General features: G+C 61.6%; 15 protein-coding genes. 10 read left to right on the forward strand and 5 right to left on the reverse strand.

Annotation, left to right across the window (positions count from 1 at the left end; genetic code table 11):
• Window positions 1-539: 539 nt before the first annotated feature.
• From C5750_RS20265 to C5750_RS20275, 3 genes are all read right to left on the reverse strand, one after another.
• A complete protein-coding gene (locus tag C5750_RS20265) occupies window positions 540-1,769 on the reverse strand; it encodes a DNA-packaging protein (protein WP_245421183.1) in 1,230 nt (409 codons plus the stop codon).
• Entirely contained in the window at window positions 1,714-2,247 is a 534-nt protein-coding gene (locus C5750_RS20270) for a hypothetical protein (RefSeq protein ID WP_114949243.1), read from the reverse strand. The genes C5750_RS20265 and C5750_RS20270 overlap by 56 nt, the downstream gene beginning before the upstream one ends.
• Before the next feature lie 151 nt (window positions 2,248-2,398).
• On the reverse strand, window positions 2,399-3,034 hold the full coding sequence (locus tag C5750_RS20275; protein ID WP_105736100.1) for a LysE family translocator: 636 nt from the start codon (window positions 3,032-3,034) through the stop codon (window positions 2,399-2,401).
• 276 nt (window positions 3,035-3,310) lie between these two features.
• On the opposite strand from C5750_RS20275, the gene C5750_RS20280 reads away from it, so the two are divergent.
• The 9 genes from C5750_RS20280 to C5750_RS20320 all read left to right on the forward strand — a co-directional run bounded on the left by C5750_RS20280 (window position 3,311) and on the right by C5750_RS20320 (window position 13,183).
• Window positions 3,311-5,476: a transglycosylase domain-containing protein gene (locus C5750_RS20280; protein ID WP_199538066.1), complete on the forward strand. Its 2,166-nt coding sequence runs from the start codon at window positions 3,311-3,313 to the stop codon at window positions 5,474-5,476.
• Window positions 5,477-5,810: 334 nt separating this feature from the next.
• Window positions 5,811-6,326 (forward strand): Csu type fimbrial protein, encoded by a 516-nt coding sequence (locus tag C5750_RS20285; protein WP_158531339.1) that lies wholly within the window; start codon window positions 5,811-5,813, stop codon window positions 6,324-6,326.
• Between the two features lie 95 nt (window positions 6,327-6,421).
• Window positions 6,422-7,000, forward strand: coding sequence for a spore coat protein U domain-containing protein (locus C5750_RS20290; protein ID WP_105736105.1), 579 nt, complete (start codon window positions 6,422-6,424; stop codon window positions 6,998-7,000).
• A 143-nt stretch (window positions 7,001-7,143) separates the two neighbouring features.
• The gene (locus C5750_RS20295) at window positions 7,144-7,722 is read left to right on the forward strand and encodes a Csu type fimbrial protein (protein WP_105736107.1); all 579 of its coding nucleotides are present in this window, start codon (window positions 7,144-7,146) and stop codon (window positions 7,720-7,722) included.
• 162 nt (window positions 7,723-7,884) lie between these two features.
• A complete protein-coding gene (locus C5750_RS20300) occupies window positions 7,885-8,601 on the forward strand; it encodes a fimbrial biogenesis chaperone (protein ID WP_105736109.1) in 717 nt (238 codons plus the stop codon).
• Window positions 8,567-10,984: a fimbria/pilus outer membrane usher protein gene (locus tag C5750_RS20305; protein ID WP_245421177.1), complete on the forward strand. Its 2,418-nt coding sequence runs from the start codon at window positions 8,567-8,569 to the stop codon at window positions 10,982-10,984. The genes C5750_RS20300 and C5750_RS20305 overlap by 35 nt, the downstream gene beginning before the upstream one ends.
• 14 nt (window positions 10,985-10,998) lie before the next feature.
• Window positions 10,999-11,991 (forward strand): Csu type fimbrial protein, encoded by a 993-nt coding sequence (locus tag C5750_RS20310; RefSeq protein ID WP_158531338.1) that lies wholly within the window; start codon window positions 10,999-11,001, stop codon window positions 11,989-11,991.
• 69 nt (window positions 11,992-12,060) lie between these two features.
• A complete protein-coding gene (locus tag C5750_RS20315; protein ID WP_105736116.1) occupies window positions 12,061-12,645 on the forward strand; it encodes a DUF1214 domain-containing protein in 585 nt (194 codons plus the stop codon).
• Window positions 12,638-13,183: a DUF1254 domain-containing protein gene (locus C5750_RS20320; RefSeq protein WP_105736118.1), complete on the forward strand. Its 546-nt coding sequence runs from the start codon at window positions 12,638-12,640 to the stop codon at window positions 13,181-13,183. The genes C5750_RS20315 and C5750_RS20320 overlap by 8 nt, the downstream gene beginning before the upstream one ends.
• Here the strand turns inward: C5750_RS20320 and C5750_RS20325 are convergent, their stop codons facing one another.
• Window positions 13,184-13,474, reverse strand: coding sequence for a YciI family protein (locus tag C5750_RS20325; protein ID WP_105736120.1), 291 nt, complete (start codon window positions 13,472-13,474; stop codon window positions 13,184-13,186).
• A gap of 158 nt (window positions 13,475-13,632) precedes the next feature.
• On the opposite strand from C5750_RS20325, the gene C5750_RS20330 reads away from it, so the two are divergent.
• Window positions 13,633-14,685, forward strand: a complete 1,053-nt coding sequence (locus C5750_RS20330) for a YdcF family protein (RefSeq protein ID WP_105736122.1) — start codon at window positions 13,633-13,635, stop codon at window positions 14,683-14,685.
• Window positions 14,686-14,739: 54 nt separating this feature from the next.
• Here the strand turns inward: C5750_RS20330 and C5750_RS20335 are convergent.
• Window positions 14,740-15,587: autotransporter outer membrane beta-barrel domain-containing protein (locus C5750_RS20335; RefSeq protein ID WP_146118188.1), on the reverse strand; the 848-nt coding region annotated here is incomplete at its 5' end.

Raw genomic sequence — 15,587 nt, forward strand, 5'->3', positions numbered from 1 at the left:
ATCCAATTCATCTTCTAAGAAACGGGGCGCGGGCGAAAGCTCGCGTCCCACTCCAAGACAATACAATAATTCCGCCGCCTTTCCAAGCAACCCGAGGTTTAGTCAACACGCGAATACGCGGGGTGACCTCTCATTCCCGAAACAACCGCACGCCGAACAGCGTGCAGCCGATTCAACCCTGCATTCGTTGAAGGTTCGGCAAAATCCGGCAATGTATTGAACCGGAACCAGTTTTGAGAGCGAAGCAGCAAGCGCCGAGCCAGCCGGTGCACCGGGACGATGGGCCTCCCGGCCTTGGCAAGGGCCTTGCTCTCAAACTTGGAGGTGAACGATGTGGTATCTGCCACTTAGCATCACCCTAGAAATGAAAAGGACCCGGACGTGCTTGCAACTAACGATCCGGATCCAATTCATTCACTAGGAAACGGGGGACGGGCGAAAGCTCGTTCCCTACTCCAAGACTGTACAACAATTTCGCCGCCTTTCCAAGCAACCCGGGGTTTAGTGCCTTTCCTGCTTAAATAGAAACAGGAAAGGCTCTAGCCCACCACACGAATACGCGGGATGACCTCCCGCTTCAGCATCAGCTCGCTCAAAGCCCAGACCAGCGCGTCAAGACGATCCGGCGAGCGGCCATTCGACAGGCCCGCATGGGTGAAATCGCACATTTCATCTTCCAGTGCGGCAAACCGGTCCGCATGCCGCACCCTGCCCTGTTCATACAGGGCGGCAATGGGCTCGGCGCGCAATGCCTTGCCGCGATTGGCCCGCACGCCGCGCACCGGCACCGCATGGTCCTGCGCGGCGATCACCGCGGCAACCATGTCGCCGCCCTGGTTGATTTCCGCAACGATCAGGTCGGCCTCCAGCCGGTGAAACAGCGCCACCGCGCCCCGCGCCCATTGGATGGGTTTGGCGGGTGCAAAACTTTCATCCGCGAGCACCCAGCCCATGCCCGTTGCATCAAGTCCGGCAGCGACAATGCCGCAGGCATCGGATTTCCGCGTTGCGCTGGCCGGGGGATCAATGGCAACGACAATCCTTCGCATGGGCGGCACGTCGGCGCAATAAATTTCCTCCAGCATCGGCCGCGACCACAGCGCATCGCGCCGTTCCTCGATCAGCTCGCCGTCAAGCTCCTGCCGGCCAAGCCGCGTGCCGCCATAGAGCTTGCCCATATGGGCGAGAAAGCTTTGCGCCAGATTGTCCCGGTTTTCCGCCGTCCGCATGGTCCGCACCAGCACGCTGTCGTCCCCCATCAGGCCTTTCAGCAGGGCGATGGGTTTCGGCGTGGTCGTCACCACCTGCCTGGGATTTTCCCCGAGGCGCAAACCGAACTGCAGCATGTCCCAGGTTTCCTGTGCATGTTTCCATTTTGCCAGTTCGTCGCCCCAGGCGGCATCGAATTGCGGCCCGCGCAAACTGTCGGGGTCCTCCGAGGAGAACATTGCCGCCGTCGCGCCATTGGCCCAGACGAGCCGCCGGCGCGTCACCTCGAAACGCGGCCGCTCCGTCCGTGATACCGCCATGATGCCGGACGGGCCATCAACCATGACCTCGCGCACATCGGCCAGCGTTTCGCCCACCAGGGCGATGCTGAGCGATGGCCGCGGCCGGAAGGGCGGAAAGCCCTGCACGATGCTGTTGACCCACTCGGCCCCGGCGCGGGTCTTGCCGGAACCGCGTCCGCCAAGGATCAGCCAGGTCCGCCAGTCAAGATGCGGCGGCAGCTGGCTCGTCCGGCCGCGAAACATCCATTCCCCGGCCATGGCCTGGATCTGCAGCGGGCTGAGATTGTCGCTGCACCAGTTCGTCGGCTCGGCAGAGGGCAAGTTCATGGATTCTTCCGTCAATGCGCACCAGCGCTTCGCGCAACTCGTCCGGGCTGAGCATGAGCATGGAGCGCTGCTGCTCCACGCGCTTCTCCTGCATGTCGCTGAGACGGTCCATGGTGCGGGCAAGCTGCGCCAGTGCGTCCAGCCGCGTCTTTGCCGTCGCTGTCTCGTCCCCCAGTTGCAGCTGTTCCAGTTCCCTGTGCAACAGCGCCATGAGATCGCGAATGAGGGTCACGTCGCTGTTTCCGCCTTGCAGATCGTCCGGCGTCAGCCCGTCATCGCGGACGCGCTGCTCGAACTCCGTCCGGCCGATGCCGAACACCGGCGCCATTGCATCGGCGGAAATCCCGTAGTGCCGGCAAAGGTCGTAAGCGTGCCGGCGGCACAGCGCGTTCCCGCTGTGCTCCATCATTGTCATCGATAATCCTTGGAAAACCAGATTGTCCGAACGTTGAATTTTCCGGACACATTTCTGACGATAACCAGACCTTACACAAGGTCCGTCACGCAGTCAAGGACTATTTTCCTAAATATGATTATTTTCTTTCAATGCGCCCTCGCCGTCAGGCGGAGGCCTTCTTCCAGCCGAGCGCCAGCAGCCCGGCCCCGATCATCAGTGAACCGCCGGTACGGTTGACCGCGCGCTGCACCCTCGGCTTGCGGATGGTCTGGCGCGCCATGGAGGCCATCAGCGCATAGGTTCCGGCATTGAGCGTGGCCAGCACCAGGAACGTCGTCTCGAAGATCAGCATCTGGGTGAAGATCGGCCGCGCCGTGTCGAGGAACTGCGGCAGGAAGGCCACGAAAAAGATGATGCTCTTGGGGTTGAGTGCCGTCACCACATAGGTGTGCAGAAAAATGCGCAGCGCGCTGTCATTGCGCTCCTGCGCTTCGCCTGCGGCGGCCGTGTCCGCCACCGGGGCGCGCCACAGTTTGATACCGAGATAGATCAGATAAGCCGCGCCGATCCATTTGAGCACGGTGAAGATCGCGGCGGAAGCGGCCAGCAGGGCGCCGAGCCCCAGCATGGAGGCGGTCATGGCGGTGAAATCGCCCAGCGCCACACCCGCGACGGTTGCAGCGGCAAAGCGGCGGCCATGGCCGAGCGCATAGGAGATGACCAGCAGGATGGTCGGGCCGGGAATGGCCAGAAGGACTGCCGATGCGGCAACAAATGCCAGCCAGTGTTCGATGGACATGCTCTTTCGCTCCCGCCAAAAACCACAGCAATCCATCACCAAAGCACAATTGCAAGTGGAATTTTTGCAGGCCCTGACTCCATCAAATCTCGGTGTTGCCAGCCGCGCCCCTTGTCGCCCGATCAGAAAAAGAGTTAAATTTTTCCTTGAGATACAAAGGGACGAAACGGACTGCCGCGGTCTTACAACGGCCATCATAACAGGCTGTTAAGCCTATTCGGCTACACCCTGTCTTTACGGGGGATGTGGCTGACGACAGGCAGACAAGAGATTGGCATGATGAACGAGCCTCCGGCCGGCAACACTCCGGCCAACACCAAACGCAAGCGATTCAAGGTCTCGCCTCTGCTTGGACTTGATGCCTGGATCGATTCGTCGCTGTATGAGCTGCGGTTCCGCCTTGCCGAATTCTGGGAAGACACCACCATCTTCTTCCGCCGCTTCCATGTATCGGGCTGGCGGCGCGGCGTCGTCGAACTTGCCAGCGAAGGCTTTACCTGGGGCACGGCCGGCTCGGTGGTCATGCTGACGCTCGCCATTCCCGCCTTTCACGACACGGAAAAGAACTGGCGCACGCGCGATGATTTCGCCGTCACCTTCCTCGACCGCTACGGCAACGAGATCGGCCAGCGCGGCATTCTGCACCGCAGCGCCGTGCCCATCGACGAATTGCCCGACCATGTGATCAAGGCGGTTCTGGCCACGGAAGACCGCCGCTTCTTTGATCATTTCGGCATTGATTTCCTTGGCCTTTCCCGCGCCATGACGGAGAACCTGCGCGCCAATTCCGTGGTGCAGGGCGGCTCCACCATCACCCAGCAGCTGGCGAAAAACCTGTTCCTGACCAATGAGCGCAGCCTCGACCGCAAGATCAAGGAAGCCTTCCTGGCGCTGTGGCTGGAATCCAACCTGTCGAAGAAGGAAATCCTGCAGACCTATCTCGACCGCGCCTATATGGGCGGCGGCACCTTCGGCATTGCCGCGGCCTCCGAATTCTATTTCGGCAAGAGCGTCAAGGATGTGAACCTCGCCGAGGCGGCCATGCTGGCGGGCCTGTTCAAGGCCCCGGCCAAATATGCGCCGCATGTCAACCTTCCCGCCGCCCGCGCCCGCGCCAATGTGGTGCTGAGCAATCTCGTGCAGGGCGGGCTGATGACCGAGGGCCAGGTGGTGGGTGCCCGGCGCAATCCGGCGACGGTCGTCGACCGCGCCCGCTCGGAAAGCCCGGATTATTTCCTCGACTGGGCCTTTGACGAAATCCGCCGCGTCGGCCAGAAACTGCCCTCGCACACCCTCGTCGTGCGCACCACGCTCGACACCGGCATCCAGAAGGCGGCGGAGGAATCGGCGGAATACCACCTGCGCCAGTTCGGCAAGGAATATCATGTGACGCAGGCGGCCGTCGTCGTTCTGGAAACCAACGGCGCGGTGCGCGCCATTGTCGGCGGGCGCGACTATGGCGAAAGCCAGTTCAACCGCGCCACGGCGGCGCTGCGCCAGGCGGGTTCCTCGTTCAAGCCCTATGTCTATGCCGCCGCCATGGAAAAGGGTATGACGCCCAAAACCATGATCTCGGGCGGCGCCGTCTCCTGGGGCAACTGGTCGCCGCAGAACTATTCGCGGCAATATCTCGGCCAGATCGATCTGACGACCGCGCTGGTCAAATCCATCAATACGGTGCCGGTGCGCCTTGCCAAGGATTATCTGACGACGGCGCCCATCGTGGCGCTGGCGAAAGCCATGGGCGTCGAATCGGTGATCAGTTCGCACAAGACCATGGTGCTCGGCACCTCCGGCATGACGGTCATGGATCAGGCGACGGGCTACAACACCTTTGCCACCGGCGGGCTTGCCGGCATGCGCCATGCCTTCACCCAGGTCACCGACCAGAACGGCAAAATCATATGGGACTGGAAGACCGACGGCGACAAGCCGCACCGGGCGCTGAGCGAGAAGGCGGCGTTCAACATGAACCTCATGCTCAGCCAGGTGCCGGAATGGGGCACGGGACGGCGCGCCGCCCTGCCGATGACGCGCGTGGCGGGCAAGACGGGCACAACCCAGAGTTATCGCGATGCCTGGTTCGTCGGCTTCACCGGCAATTACACCGCCGCGGTCTGGTTCGGCAATGACAACTTTACCCCGACCAAGGAGCTGACCGGCGGCATCCTGCCGGCGATGACCTGGCAGCGTTTCATGAATTACGCCCACCAGAACATCGATCTGAAACCCATTCCCGGCATCGATCCCGCCATGCCGAAGCAGGACAAGGTGGCGGCCGCCAAACCCGCCACGGCGGATGAGGAAGCGCTGAGGGCGGCCGAGCGCCCGCGCGTTCTCTCCAATGCCACCGTCACCGCCCTGCGCGAAATCGGCCAGGCGCTGAAGGACGCGCCGGAGCTGAAACTGCCGGTTGTGCCGACGAAAATCTCCGCCCGCTGACGCCGTTTGCCGCGATGCAGTGCGAACCACGCACCACACTGATTCGCCATGCCCGCGTGCATCCGCAATTTCGGGCTGGGTTGTATCCGCAGCGGTGATTGGGCTCCGGCCCGAACCTACATCTGTGGTTGAATTCAAGTATTCAATACAATCTACAATACGTTAAATACACGCTGTACTATACTAAAGTATGCCACATTACTTGCAATTCACGGCTTGAAATCTCGCGTCTTCTGGCTATCGTTAAACCGGTAATTATACTGCTGCGTGAGTGGCGTTGTAGCGGCCATCCATTTTTAAACATTGATTTTGAACCATCCCTTTAGGAGAAATGATGAAAATTTTCGTCCCCGTTTTAGCCATGTCCGCCCTCCTCGCCTCCACCGTTGCCGGCTGGTCGGCCCCAGCAACCGGCACCCTGCAGGTCAAGCTGACAATTGCAAAAGAGTGCAAGGTTGTCAGTTCCAACGCCATCCTCACTTTTGATAGCACCAAGGTCTCTGCTGCTGGTAATATCGAAGACGACACGGGGAAAAATGGCGCCATCGAAGTCCAGTGTACCAGAGACACCACGTATAAAATTGCTCTCGGCGAGGGTGAGAATTACGAAAATGGCTCGCGCCGGATGAAAACCGCCGACGGCAAAAACTTCGTGGCCTATGTGTTGTATTCGGACTCGAAGCGCGAACGGCCTTGGGGCAGTGTCGATAAAGCGCTCGGGGTGAATGATCCGCTCACGGGTACGAATGCCAGGCAGTCTTATCCGGTCTATGGCCGTGTGTTCATGCCTAAAGCAGGCATTGCCGCTGGCGATTATGCCGACACGGTAACGGTGACCGTCGAATTCTGATTACCCCCGATATTTGACCCGTTCGTAATTGAGCAGCGTGCACGCAAGGCACGCTCTCAAGGCAGTGATTTTGCAAATATACTTTAGGAGCGACAATGAAAATTGTTATCCCCATTCTGGCCCTGTCCGGGCTGATTGCATCCAGTGTTTCCGCATGGTCTAGCTCGCCGAACGGCACTCTGCAGGTCAGTATGAAGGCGGAAAGGAAATGTGAGGTTATCGGTGCCGTGGTTGAATTCGAAGGAATCGGTACCGCTTTGAAAGATCTGCGTTACGATGGCGCCATCAAGGTCCAGTGCACGAAAGGCGTCGTTTACAGTATTAGCTTGGACGGTGGTAAAAATTCTAGTGACACTGAATATAATGCTTTTTCTAAAGAACTTCCGGACGACACCCATCGTTGGATAAAAGATGAAAAAGGTTACATACGCATACCCTATACTTTGTATTCAACTGCCAATAACGAGGAAATACTATGGAGAGATCGAGGAAATTCCAAGGTATACTTCATCGAAGGTAAAGCAACCCTTTTAAAACCAAACGTAATCGCCGACGTCTTGGCAAGCGGCACGTTGCAGCCGCATCCGTTTACCATTTTCGTTCGTAAAGTAGATATGGACGGCGCTCCCGCCGGCGTCTACACAGACACGGTAACGGTCACGGTTGGTTTCTGATCCGCCTCCCCGCCGGTGGCAATGATGCCGCCGGGCCGCTTGCGCCATCCACACCTCGCATTCTCCCCGGCCAAAGACCGGGCAGGCTTTTTCAATAACCCGATTTTGCCAGTATTGATTTGAATTATTTTTTAGGAATAGTAATGAAAATTGTTATCCTTGCTTTGTCCGCACTCGCATTGTCCACCGTTTCCAGTTGGTCCGGCGATAAGTCGCCTAGTGGTACCCTTCAGGTTAAATTCAAGTATGGCACATCGGAATGTCAGGTTGATCTCGGCGAGGGCGTTCTCAATTTTGGAACGCCTGATAAGTTGAACGACGATATCAAGATGACCGCCACCATCCGGGTCAAATGTCCCAAAGACCAAGGCTACTGGGTTGCCCTTAACGGTGGTGACAATCCATTGAATGGTCATGAAGAGGAGCGCCGTATGAAAAGCGCTGACGGCAACTTCATGGCATATGCGTTATGTAAGGATAGCGGCTGTGAATTTATATGGGGATTTTCCTCGGTCGAAAGTTCATCTCAAGGCGGGAAGTTTATTCCCGCCAATGTTTTGGGGCAGTATCTACGAGACAACAACTTGGCATACGCCGCTCATTTCAAGGCAGACGGTACCATACAGTCTCACACGGTTTATGGCCTCATCAAGAGCGCCGACCTGGCCAAAGCTCCCGCCGGCGCCTATGCGGACAAGGTAACGATTACGGTTAAATTCTGATCCGCCTCCGCGCCGGTGACAATGATGCCGCCGGGCCGGGTGCGCCATCCATACCCCCATGCTTCCCCGGCCCGCCCGGCCAAAGACCGGGCAGGCCAGCTTTTTCAATGACCCGATTTTACCTATTTTGTTTGAATTTTTGACAATTGGACTGGATTTTTGATGATTTTTCTCCGCTCCGCGATGCTCGCTGCCCTCATCCTGCTGTGCCATCCCGCCTTCGCGGCGCCGCTGCAGGTCTCGCCCATCTCCGTCGATCTCACCGCGCCGAGCCAGACCGCCACCGTCAACCTGCGCAATGAGGGCGACCGCCCGGTCAATGTCCAGGTGCGGGTGTTTTCCTGGACCCAGGTCAATGGCGAGGACCAGCTTGCGCCGAGCCGCAATGTCATCGCCAGCCCGCCCGCCGCAACGCTGCAACCTGGCACCACCTATACGATCCGCCTGGCCCGCATCGCCCCGCCGCTGACATCAGGCGAGGAAAGCTACCGGCTGCTCATCGACCAGCTTCCCGAGGTCAATATCCGCCGCCCGGCGGCCTCGGTCAGCATGGCGCTGCGCTATTCCCTCCCCGTCTTCTTCACCGAGCGGGCGGCCGGCGCTGACCTGCAATGGACCATCCGCCGCTCCGGCAAGACCCTGATTGCCGAGGCCACCAACACCGGCAACCGCCACGCCAAGATCGCCGGTCTCGCCGTCGCCTCCAAGGCGGGCAAGGTGTCGTTCGGCGAAGGGCTGAACGGCTATGTCCTGCCCGGCACCACCCGGCGCTGGATCGCCGCTGCCGGTGCGCAGCCCATCCAGCCCGGTGCCAGCGTCACCGTGACGGCCAAGGGAGATGACTATGCGGTCAATCAGACAGTCGTGGTCAAGCCTTAGTCTGCGCCTTGCCGCCACGGGCTTTTGTCTCGCCGGAGCGTCTTGCCCTGCCCTCGCGCAGGAGGCACCGCCCCTCACGCAGGACATGCCCGCCTCCGGCCAGGAACTGCTGCTTGGCGTTGCCATCAACAATGGTCCTTCGCGCGTGCTTGCCCGTTTCCACCGCTTGCCCGACGGCAAGCTGGCGGCAACGCCTGAGGAATTGCGTAAGGCGGGTTTCCGCCCGGCGCGCGGCGTTCCCGGCAAGGATGGGCTTATCCCGCTCGACAGCCTGCCGGAGGTTGCCTGGCAGTATAATGATGTCGACCAGATGATCGCCTTCACCGCGCCGGATGCGGCGCGCGAACCGGCGACCGTCGATCTTGGCGGCGAGAGCGAGCCGATCGATTTTTCCGCGGTGCGCTCGAATTTCGGCCTGGTGACGAACTACGCGCTCTATGCGGCCTCGGGCGCCAGCTGGCATGACGGCCCCGTCGACGGCAGCCTCAGCGGCAGTGTCGAAACGCGGCTGCTGACGCCCTTCGGCACCTTTTCGGCAAGCGGTCTTGGCCGGATGAACCCCTTCGATGCCGGGCAATACGATATTGCCCGCCTCGACAGCGCCTGGCGCTATGTCGACCCGAAACGCATGCTGACCTACCAGATCGGCGATACGGTGTCCGGCGCGCTGGGGTGGAGTTCGTCCTACCGGCTGGGCGGCCTGCAGCTGCGGCGCAATTTCGAGGTCCGCCCCGATCTCGTCACCACCCCCGTCCCCAGCTTGAGCGGCAGCGCCTCGCTGCCCTCGACGCTCGATCTCTACCTCAACAACATGAAGGTCTATTCGGGCGAGGTTGCGGCCGGTCCCTTCGATTTGAGCGGGCTGCCTTTTCTTGGCGGCGGCGGCGATGCGCGCATTGTCATGAAGGATGCGCTCGGGCGCGAATCCGTCATCCAGCGCTCCTATTTCTTTGCGCCGGGCATGCTGCGCAAGGGCTATGTGGATTTCTCCGCCGAAGCCGGTTTTCCGCGCCTTGGCTATGGCTACACCTCGTTCGATTACGGCCATGATATCGCCGCTTCGGGCAGCATCCGCTATGGCCTCAGCAACGGGCTGACGCTGGAAGCGCATGCGGAAGGCATCCGCAGCCTCATCAATGCGGGCACCGGTTTTGCCGCAAGCCTCGGCCCCTATGGCTCCATCAGCGGTTCGGCGGCGGCAAGCCGCTACGAAGGCGATTTCGGCGGCAAGTTTTCCGCCGTCTATCAGGTGGCCCGCAACGGCTATTCCTTCTACATCGGCGGCGACCGCATGTTCGGCAATTACAACGATGTCGGGCTGGTCGCCGACCGGCGCGGCCATTACGACACGCCGGTCTCGGTCCGCAGCCGCCAGGTCGACCGCCTCGGCTTCAGCTTCCCGCTCGGCTTCGATCCCTCGTCGCTCAGCCTTGGCCTGTCGCGCATTCGCGGCGCCGGGCATGACAGTGACTCAACCCTTGTCACGGCCTCCTGGTCGCGCACCCTGTTCGACAAGCTCTCGCTCTATGTCACCGGCTATGGCGATCTCGACCGCTCCGGCGATTTCGGCGTCTATGCCGGGCTGTCGATGCCGCTGGGCAAGGATATGACCGCGTCATCCAGCCTGTCGCACAGCGGCGGGCGCAGCAGTGTCGATACCAGCCTGTCCAAATCCTCCGGCAGCGAGGAAGGCGCCGTGGGCTGGACCATCAGGGATCGTGAGAGCGGCAAGGGCAATGGCGCCCGCTCGGTCAATGCCAATTACCGCACCCGGCTGGCGCAGCTGACGGGTTCGGTCGAACAGTCAGGCGATCAGGGCCGCGTCACCGGCAGCATCGAGGGCTCCATCGTCGCGGCCGGCGGCGGTGTGTTCCTCGCCAACCGGGTCGACGATGCCTTCGCCGTGGTCAAGGCGGGCGGCCCGAATGTCGATGTCTCGGTCAATGGCCGCCGCATTGGCACCACCAATTCCCGCGGGCGCGCCCTCGTGCCTTCGCTGGAATCCTACCGCAACAACCGGGTTTCCATCGATCCGGCCAAGCTCTCCTTCGACCTGCAGCCCGAACAGACGCAGGCGCTTGTCGTGCCCGCCGACCGTTCCGGCGTGGTGGTCGATTTCGGTGTCAGCAAGGTCGATGCCGCCATCGTCAACCTGACCGGGCCGGACGGCAAGCCCGTGCCGCTCGGCGCCGTGGTGCAGCTCGACGGGGCCGCCCAGCCCACCGTTGCGGGGTATGACGGGCGCACCTACCTCACCGGGCTTTCCGGCCGCAACAGCATCACCGTCACCCTGCCCGAAAACGCCGGCACCTGCCGCGCGTCCTTCGACTATGCGGCCAAGCCCGGTACCCAGCTTGAAATCGGCCCGATCCCATGCCGCTAAAAAGAGGAAGTGCAATGTCTGTTATCCGTCCCGTCCGCTGGCTGCTTGCGCTCGCCGCCCTCACCATCGTGCTGGCGGCGGCGCCCGCCTCCGCCCAGACCTGCAAGGTGACCAGTACACCGGCGTTCGGAACCGTCAAAATAGACAATATGGCGTCAATCGGCGAAGCCTCGACCAAAGCCACCATCGAATTTGAATGCCCGGAATCGGACACCATCAAGGAGGTCCTGATCTGCGCCTACATCGAGCCGGTCGATGCACAGAGTCCTGTCCACCAGAACGCCAATCACTTTTACCAGAGACAGAGCGGAAACAATTCCCGGCTCGCCTGGCAGGCGGACTTCGGTTCGGGCGAGACAGGGATGCTGAAATTGACGAAGACCGCTGGGCCGCTGAAAGGCAGTCTATCGCTGAAAATCACCTATCCCGATTACTTGCACCAGGATTTGATGCGGGCAGGAACCTACAGATCGACGTACCGGCTTGTCAGCGAAACCATCGATCCGGGGATGGGGGGCTGCCCGGAGACACCTGCCAAAGGCGACCGCAGCAGCACGATAAACTTCGATCTTACAACCGAGGTCCTGCCCATCTGCCAGCTCGAAAGCAAGGGCAAACAGGCAACCAATTTCGATCCGATCGATTTCGGCAAAAGAGGCTCCATCTTTGCCGCCGAAGCGGCGGACGGAACGATCCGCGCGGCAACCGTCATCGATGTGCGCTGCACCTATGAAACGGACTACAAACTTGATCTGAGCGACGGCAAAAACTTCGAGAACGGCACGCGGCACATGAGAATTGACAACAGCGGCAGCACCCTCGCCTACCAGCTGCTCAACGCGACCGGTTCGGGCGCACCTTCGCCGTGGAGCACCGTCTCCGGGAAAGGCAATACCGTCAACACGATCAACCAGTATAAGGTGGAAGGCCAGTTGACCACACCCCTCGCCGTCGCGCCCGCCGCGGGCTCCTATGTGGATACGATTGTCGTGACACTCACATTCTAGGACATCGGATGCGGTGTAATTCACCGCACCACCTTGCCTCGGTGCACCCTTCGCGTGTAGTCATCGTTCATGCTTCGAAATGTGCTCCTTGCCCTCATCGCTCTTGTCATCGCCATCGGCGGCGGCACGCTGAGCGCCTGGTATGCGGTCAACCGCTTCGACGGTTTCGGCACGCTGACCATCGGGCAATGGACCGGCTATCCCGATGCGGGCACGCCGCAGTCCGACCCCTATGCCAAGGCGCGCGCCGCGCGCGAGGGCGCGTTTCCGCTCGGCAGCGCCGAGGGCTTGGCCTTCTACGCCTACCGCGACGATCAGGGGCAGGCGCTCAACCGCCAGTGCACCTACCGTATTACCGGCAACAGCCCCAATTCGCGCTTCTGGACGCTCTACGCGGCGGATCTGGCGCTGATCCCGCTCGATCCCGGTGCGGACCGCCCGCCCGCCCTGCACTCGCGCCAGATTTTCCGCGGCGGCAACGGCGCCTTCATCGTCGCCGTCTCGCCCAAGGCGCAGGCCGGCAACTGGCTGGCCACGGCCGGCTCCGGCCGCATGGTGCTGGTGATGACGCTTTACGACACGCCCGTCGGCGGCAATTCCGGCCTGGTCGACATGACCTTCCCGGCGGTGAAAAAGGTGAGCTGCGATGGCTAAGCTGATCCGCGCCTTGCTGTTCGGCCTGGTCGGCGCCGGCATCGTGCACGTGGCCGTGGTGCTGCTCGTGCCGCTCTATTCCGACCGCAATGCCTGGTCGCGCATCTCGGATTATGGCGACGACTGGGCCTTCCACCCCGTCGTGCGGCAGGCGACGGCACAGACCGTGCCGCTGGCGCTCGATCCGCTGTTCGAAGCCGTGGCCTGCCGCTTCGACATCACCGACCTTCCCGCCCGCATCACCGGCGTCGGCACGGCGCCGTACTGGTCGATTTCGGTCTATGACCGGCAGGGCGAGAACATCTATTCGATCAATGACCGCACCGCCATTGCCGACCAGCTCGATCTCGTCATCGCCCGGCCCCTGCAGATGATCGAACTCAACAAGACCAAGCCGGTATCGGCGGCCAATTCCGTGCTGATCGAAGCGGATATGAACGAAGGTTTCGTCGTCGTGCGCGGCTTTGTGCCCGACCAGTCCTGGAAAGCCCAGGTCGACGCCTTTCTGAAAAGCGCCAACTGTTCGCCGCTGCTGTGATCAGGCGCCGATGAGGCCTTCGAGGCCCGCCTGCGCCTTTGTCGCCGCGAATTCCTGGATGTCATAGGTCGCCAGTTTCTTCTGCCAGAACGGATCTTCAGCCAGAATGGCGCGCAGCGCCTCCTCGCTCCCGCTCCGCGCCAGAATCACCCCGCCGGTGCGCGGCACCTTGCGGCCCGATGCGAGAAAAGTTCCGCTGGCATAATGGCGGTCGAGAAAGGCGATGTGCTCGGGCACGGCCGCATCGAGCGCCTCGAGCGGCGCGACATAATTCAGCGAAACGATATACATGGGAAAACTCCGGCAGGGATGATCGTACCCCTGTCATATAGACGTGCGAGCCCTCGGACAAAACCGGTGCGCCGTCAAAAAGCGGTGATCACAGGCGATTGCAAAACCGCGCGCCGCGTTTACCCTGCCCCCGTCCAACACCCGCCGGAGAAAGCCCCATGAACCGTCCCGTCCTTGCCGCAGCCGCCGCCCTTCTCGTCCTCAGCGCTGCGCTGCCCGCCAGCGCCTTCGACCCGCAGAATGCCGAGCGTATCAAAACCCTCGTCGACACCGGCATGCAGTATTACTGGTCGGGCGGCGACGTCAAAAAGGCGGAAGCCGAGATTTTCAAGGGTATCACCCTGCATGGCCGCTACGACGTGGTGGAGCAATCCTTTACCGAGGCGTCGAAGCTGGCGCCCGAGCAGCTGAATTTCCGCTTCGCCGTCGCCTCCTCGCAGATCCTGCAGAAGAAGGTGAGCGAGGCCCGCGCCACCTATCAGGACATTCTGGCCAAGGACCAGACCTCGTTCGAGGCGCAGGCATGGCTGGAGGCGCTGGCGCGCATCGGCAATGACGAGACCGGCGCCGCGCTGGCGCATCAGGCGCTGGCCGGGCTCGACCGCGAGCGGGCCGAAGCCTACCGCCAGCGTTTCGTGCGCGCCGAACAGATCATCGCGGAAAAGCCCAATGCGGATGTGCCTGTCTTGACCGGCAAGGTGATGATCGTGGCGCTCGGCTATGCGCTGGCCAAGGACGGCACCATGGAAAAGCCGCTTCTCGACCGGCTGGATGTGACGCTGAAGGCGGCGCAGGCCAATCCGGCGGCGCGCATCATGGTCACCGGCGGCCAGCCGCAGGCGGGCGTCACCGAGGGCGACGTCATGACCAGATGGCTGGTGGACAAGGGCGTCGACCGCGACCGGATTCTGATCGAGGACAAATCCAAGGATACGGTCGGCAATGTGCTGAATGTCGCCAATCTGTTGAAGCGGCACACCGCCGACAGCGTCATCCTGGTGACGAGTTCCAGCCATATGCGCCGGGCGCGGACGCTGCTGGACGATGCGCTGAAGCAATATGCCATCGGCGCGAATATCGTGCCGGTCGTGGCGCTGGATGCCCCGTCGCTGGAGGACGCGGCGAAAATTTCGGCGGATGAGCGGCTGGTGATTTTCCGCGACCTGATGCGCGTGTCGGGCCTGTGGGCCTATCCCGGCCTGCAGCAGTAGCCGCGGTTAACAGACCCGCCGGAGCGTTCTCCGGCGGGGTGTTGTGCTGTTGCCTCAGAATTTTACCGCCAGACTGGCCTTGACGGCATTGTCTTTAACCTGACTGGAAAACGCGCCGGTATAGGTGAGGCCGATGGTGGTGGCCTTGCCGACATCGAAGGCAAGCCCGGCTTCGATGAGCGCGGTGTCGGCGGCAATCGGCTGGCCGCTGACGGCAAAGCTTTCGCCGCCGCTGGCAAAGGCAAACTGCGCCTCTGGTGCCACATCGCCATAGGCATGGCGCCAGCCGGCCATGCCGCGCGCCGTGACGGTGGTGGCATTGCCAAGTGTGAAGGCGCGCGAGGCCCTGACACCCAGCGTCGTCGTGGTCAGATCCGTTGCGGAAGCTGGCGCCGACAGGGCCGCGATGCCGCCGGTCTCGCTAAAGCCATCGGTCTTCAGATGGGTATAGGCGGCCGCGGCAAAGGGTTCAAAGGCGGCATAGGCCGTATCGATGCGGTAGGCGGCTTCACCGAACAGCTGCACCGACTTGGCGGAATAACCGGCACTTTCCGTCTCATCAAGCGTACCGAAGGTCACCGAACGGTGGGTGTCGATGGCGTGATGCGCCAGGATGGTGCCGAGGCTCAAGGTCAGCGCATCAATGGCCGTGCCGCCATAGACACCAAGCTGATAGCTGTCGGCGGAGGTGGAAGACCCCGCCCCATGCAGCGATGTCGACCCGTAACCGGCGAGCACGCCCAGCCGCCATGTCCCGGCGATCAGAGAATCCACACCGGTGACGAAGCCGCCGGTGTTTCTGCTGTAGGCTGATGCATTGCCATCGCTGGAACCATGGCTCCACGCGCCATAGCCTTGCCCCCACAGCGCCGTCGCCGGTGCGGCCGGTGCGGGCGTTGTTG

Origin of the sequence: Phyllobacterium myrsinacearum, assembly GCF_002980555.1 — a bacterium.
GTDB classification, from domain to species: domain Bacteria; phylum Pseudomonadota; class Alphaproteobacteria; order Rhizobiales; family Rhizobiaceae; genus Phyllobacterium; species Phyllobacterium myrsinacearum.

What these genes read in the sequence shown, in the direction of transcription:
- C5750_RS20300 (WP_105736109.1), top strand. Translation starts at nt 7,885, where the DNA reads ATGATTTTTCTCCGCTCCGCGATGCTCGCTGCCCTCATCCTGCTGTGC.
- C5750_RS20310 (WP_158531338.1), top strand. Translation starts at nt 10,999, where the DNA reads ATGTCTGTTATCCGTCCCGTCCGCTGGCTGCTTGCGCTCGCCGCCCTC.
- C5750_RS20270 (WP_114949243.1), bottom strand. Translation starts at nt 2,247, where the DNA reads ATGATGGAGCACAGCGGGAACGCGCTGTGCCGCCGGCACGCTTACGAC.
- C5750_RS20265 (WP_245421183.1), bottom strand. Translation starts at nt 1,769, where the DNA reads ATGGCCGGGGAATGGATGTTTCGCGGCCGGACGAGCCAGCTGCCGCCG.
- C5750_RS20320 (WP_105736118.1), top strand. Translation starts at nt 12,638, where the DNA reads ATGGCTAAGCTGATCCGCGCCTTGCTGTTCGGCCTGGTCGGCGCCGGC.
- C5750_RS20305 (WP_245421177.1), top strand. Translation starts at nt 8,567, where the DNA reads ATGCGGTCAATCAGACAGTCGTGGTCAAGCCTTAGTCTGCGCCTTGCC.
- C5750_RS20325 (WP_105736120.1), bottom strand. Translation starts at nt 13,474, where the DNA reads ATGTATATCGTTTCGCTGAATTATGTCGCGCCGCTCGAGGCGCTCGAT.
- C5750_RS20275 (WP_105736100.1), bottom strand. Translation starts at nt 3,034, where the DNA reads ATGTCCATCGAACACTGGCTGGCATTTGTTGCCGCATCGGCAGTCCTT.
- C5750_RS20290 (WP_105736105.1), top strand. Translation starts at nt 6,422, where the DNA reads ATGAAAATTGTTATCCCCATTCTGGCCCTGTCCGGGCTGATTGCATCC.
- C5750_RS20315 (WP_105736116.1), top strand. Translation starts at nt 12,061, where the DNA reads ATGCTTCGAAATGTGCTCCTTGCCCTCATCGCTCTTGTCATCGCCATC.
- C5750_RS20295 (WP_105736107.1), top strand. Translation starts at nt 7,144, where the DNA reads ATGAAAATTGTTATCCTTGCTTTGTCCGCACTCGCATTGTCCACCGTT.
- C5750_RS20330 (WP_105736122.1), top strand. Translation starts at nt 13,633, where the DNA reads ATGAACCGTCCCGTCCTTGCCGCAGCCGCCGCCCTTCTCGTCCTCAGC.
- C5750_RS20285 (WP_158531339.1), top strand. Translation starts at nt 5,811, where the DNA reads ATGAAAATTTTCGTCCCCGTTTTAGCCATGTCCGCCCTCCTCGCCTCC.
- C5750_RS20280 (WP_199538066.1), top strand. Translation starts at nt 3,311, where the DNA reads ATGATGAACGAGCCTCCGGCCGGCAACACTCCGGCCAACACCAAACGC.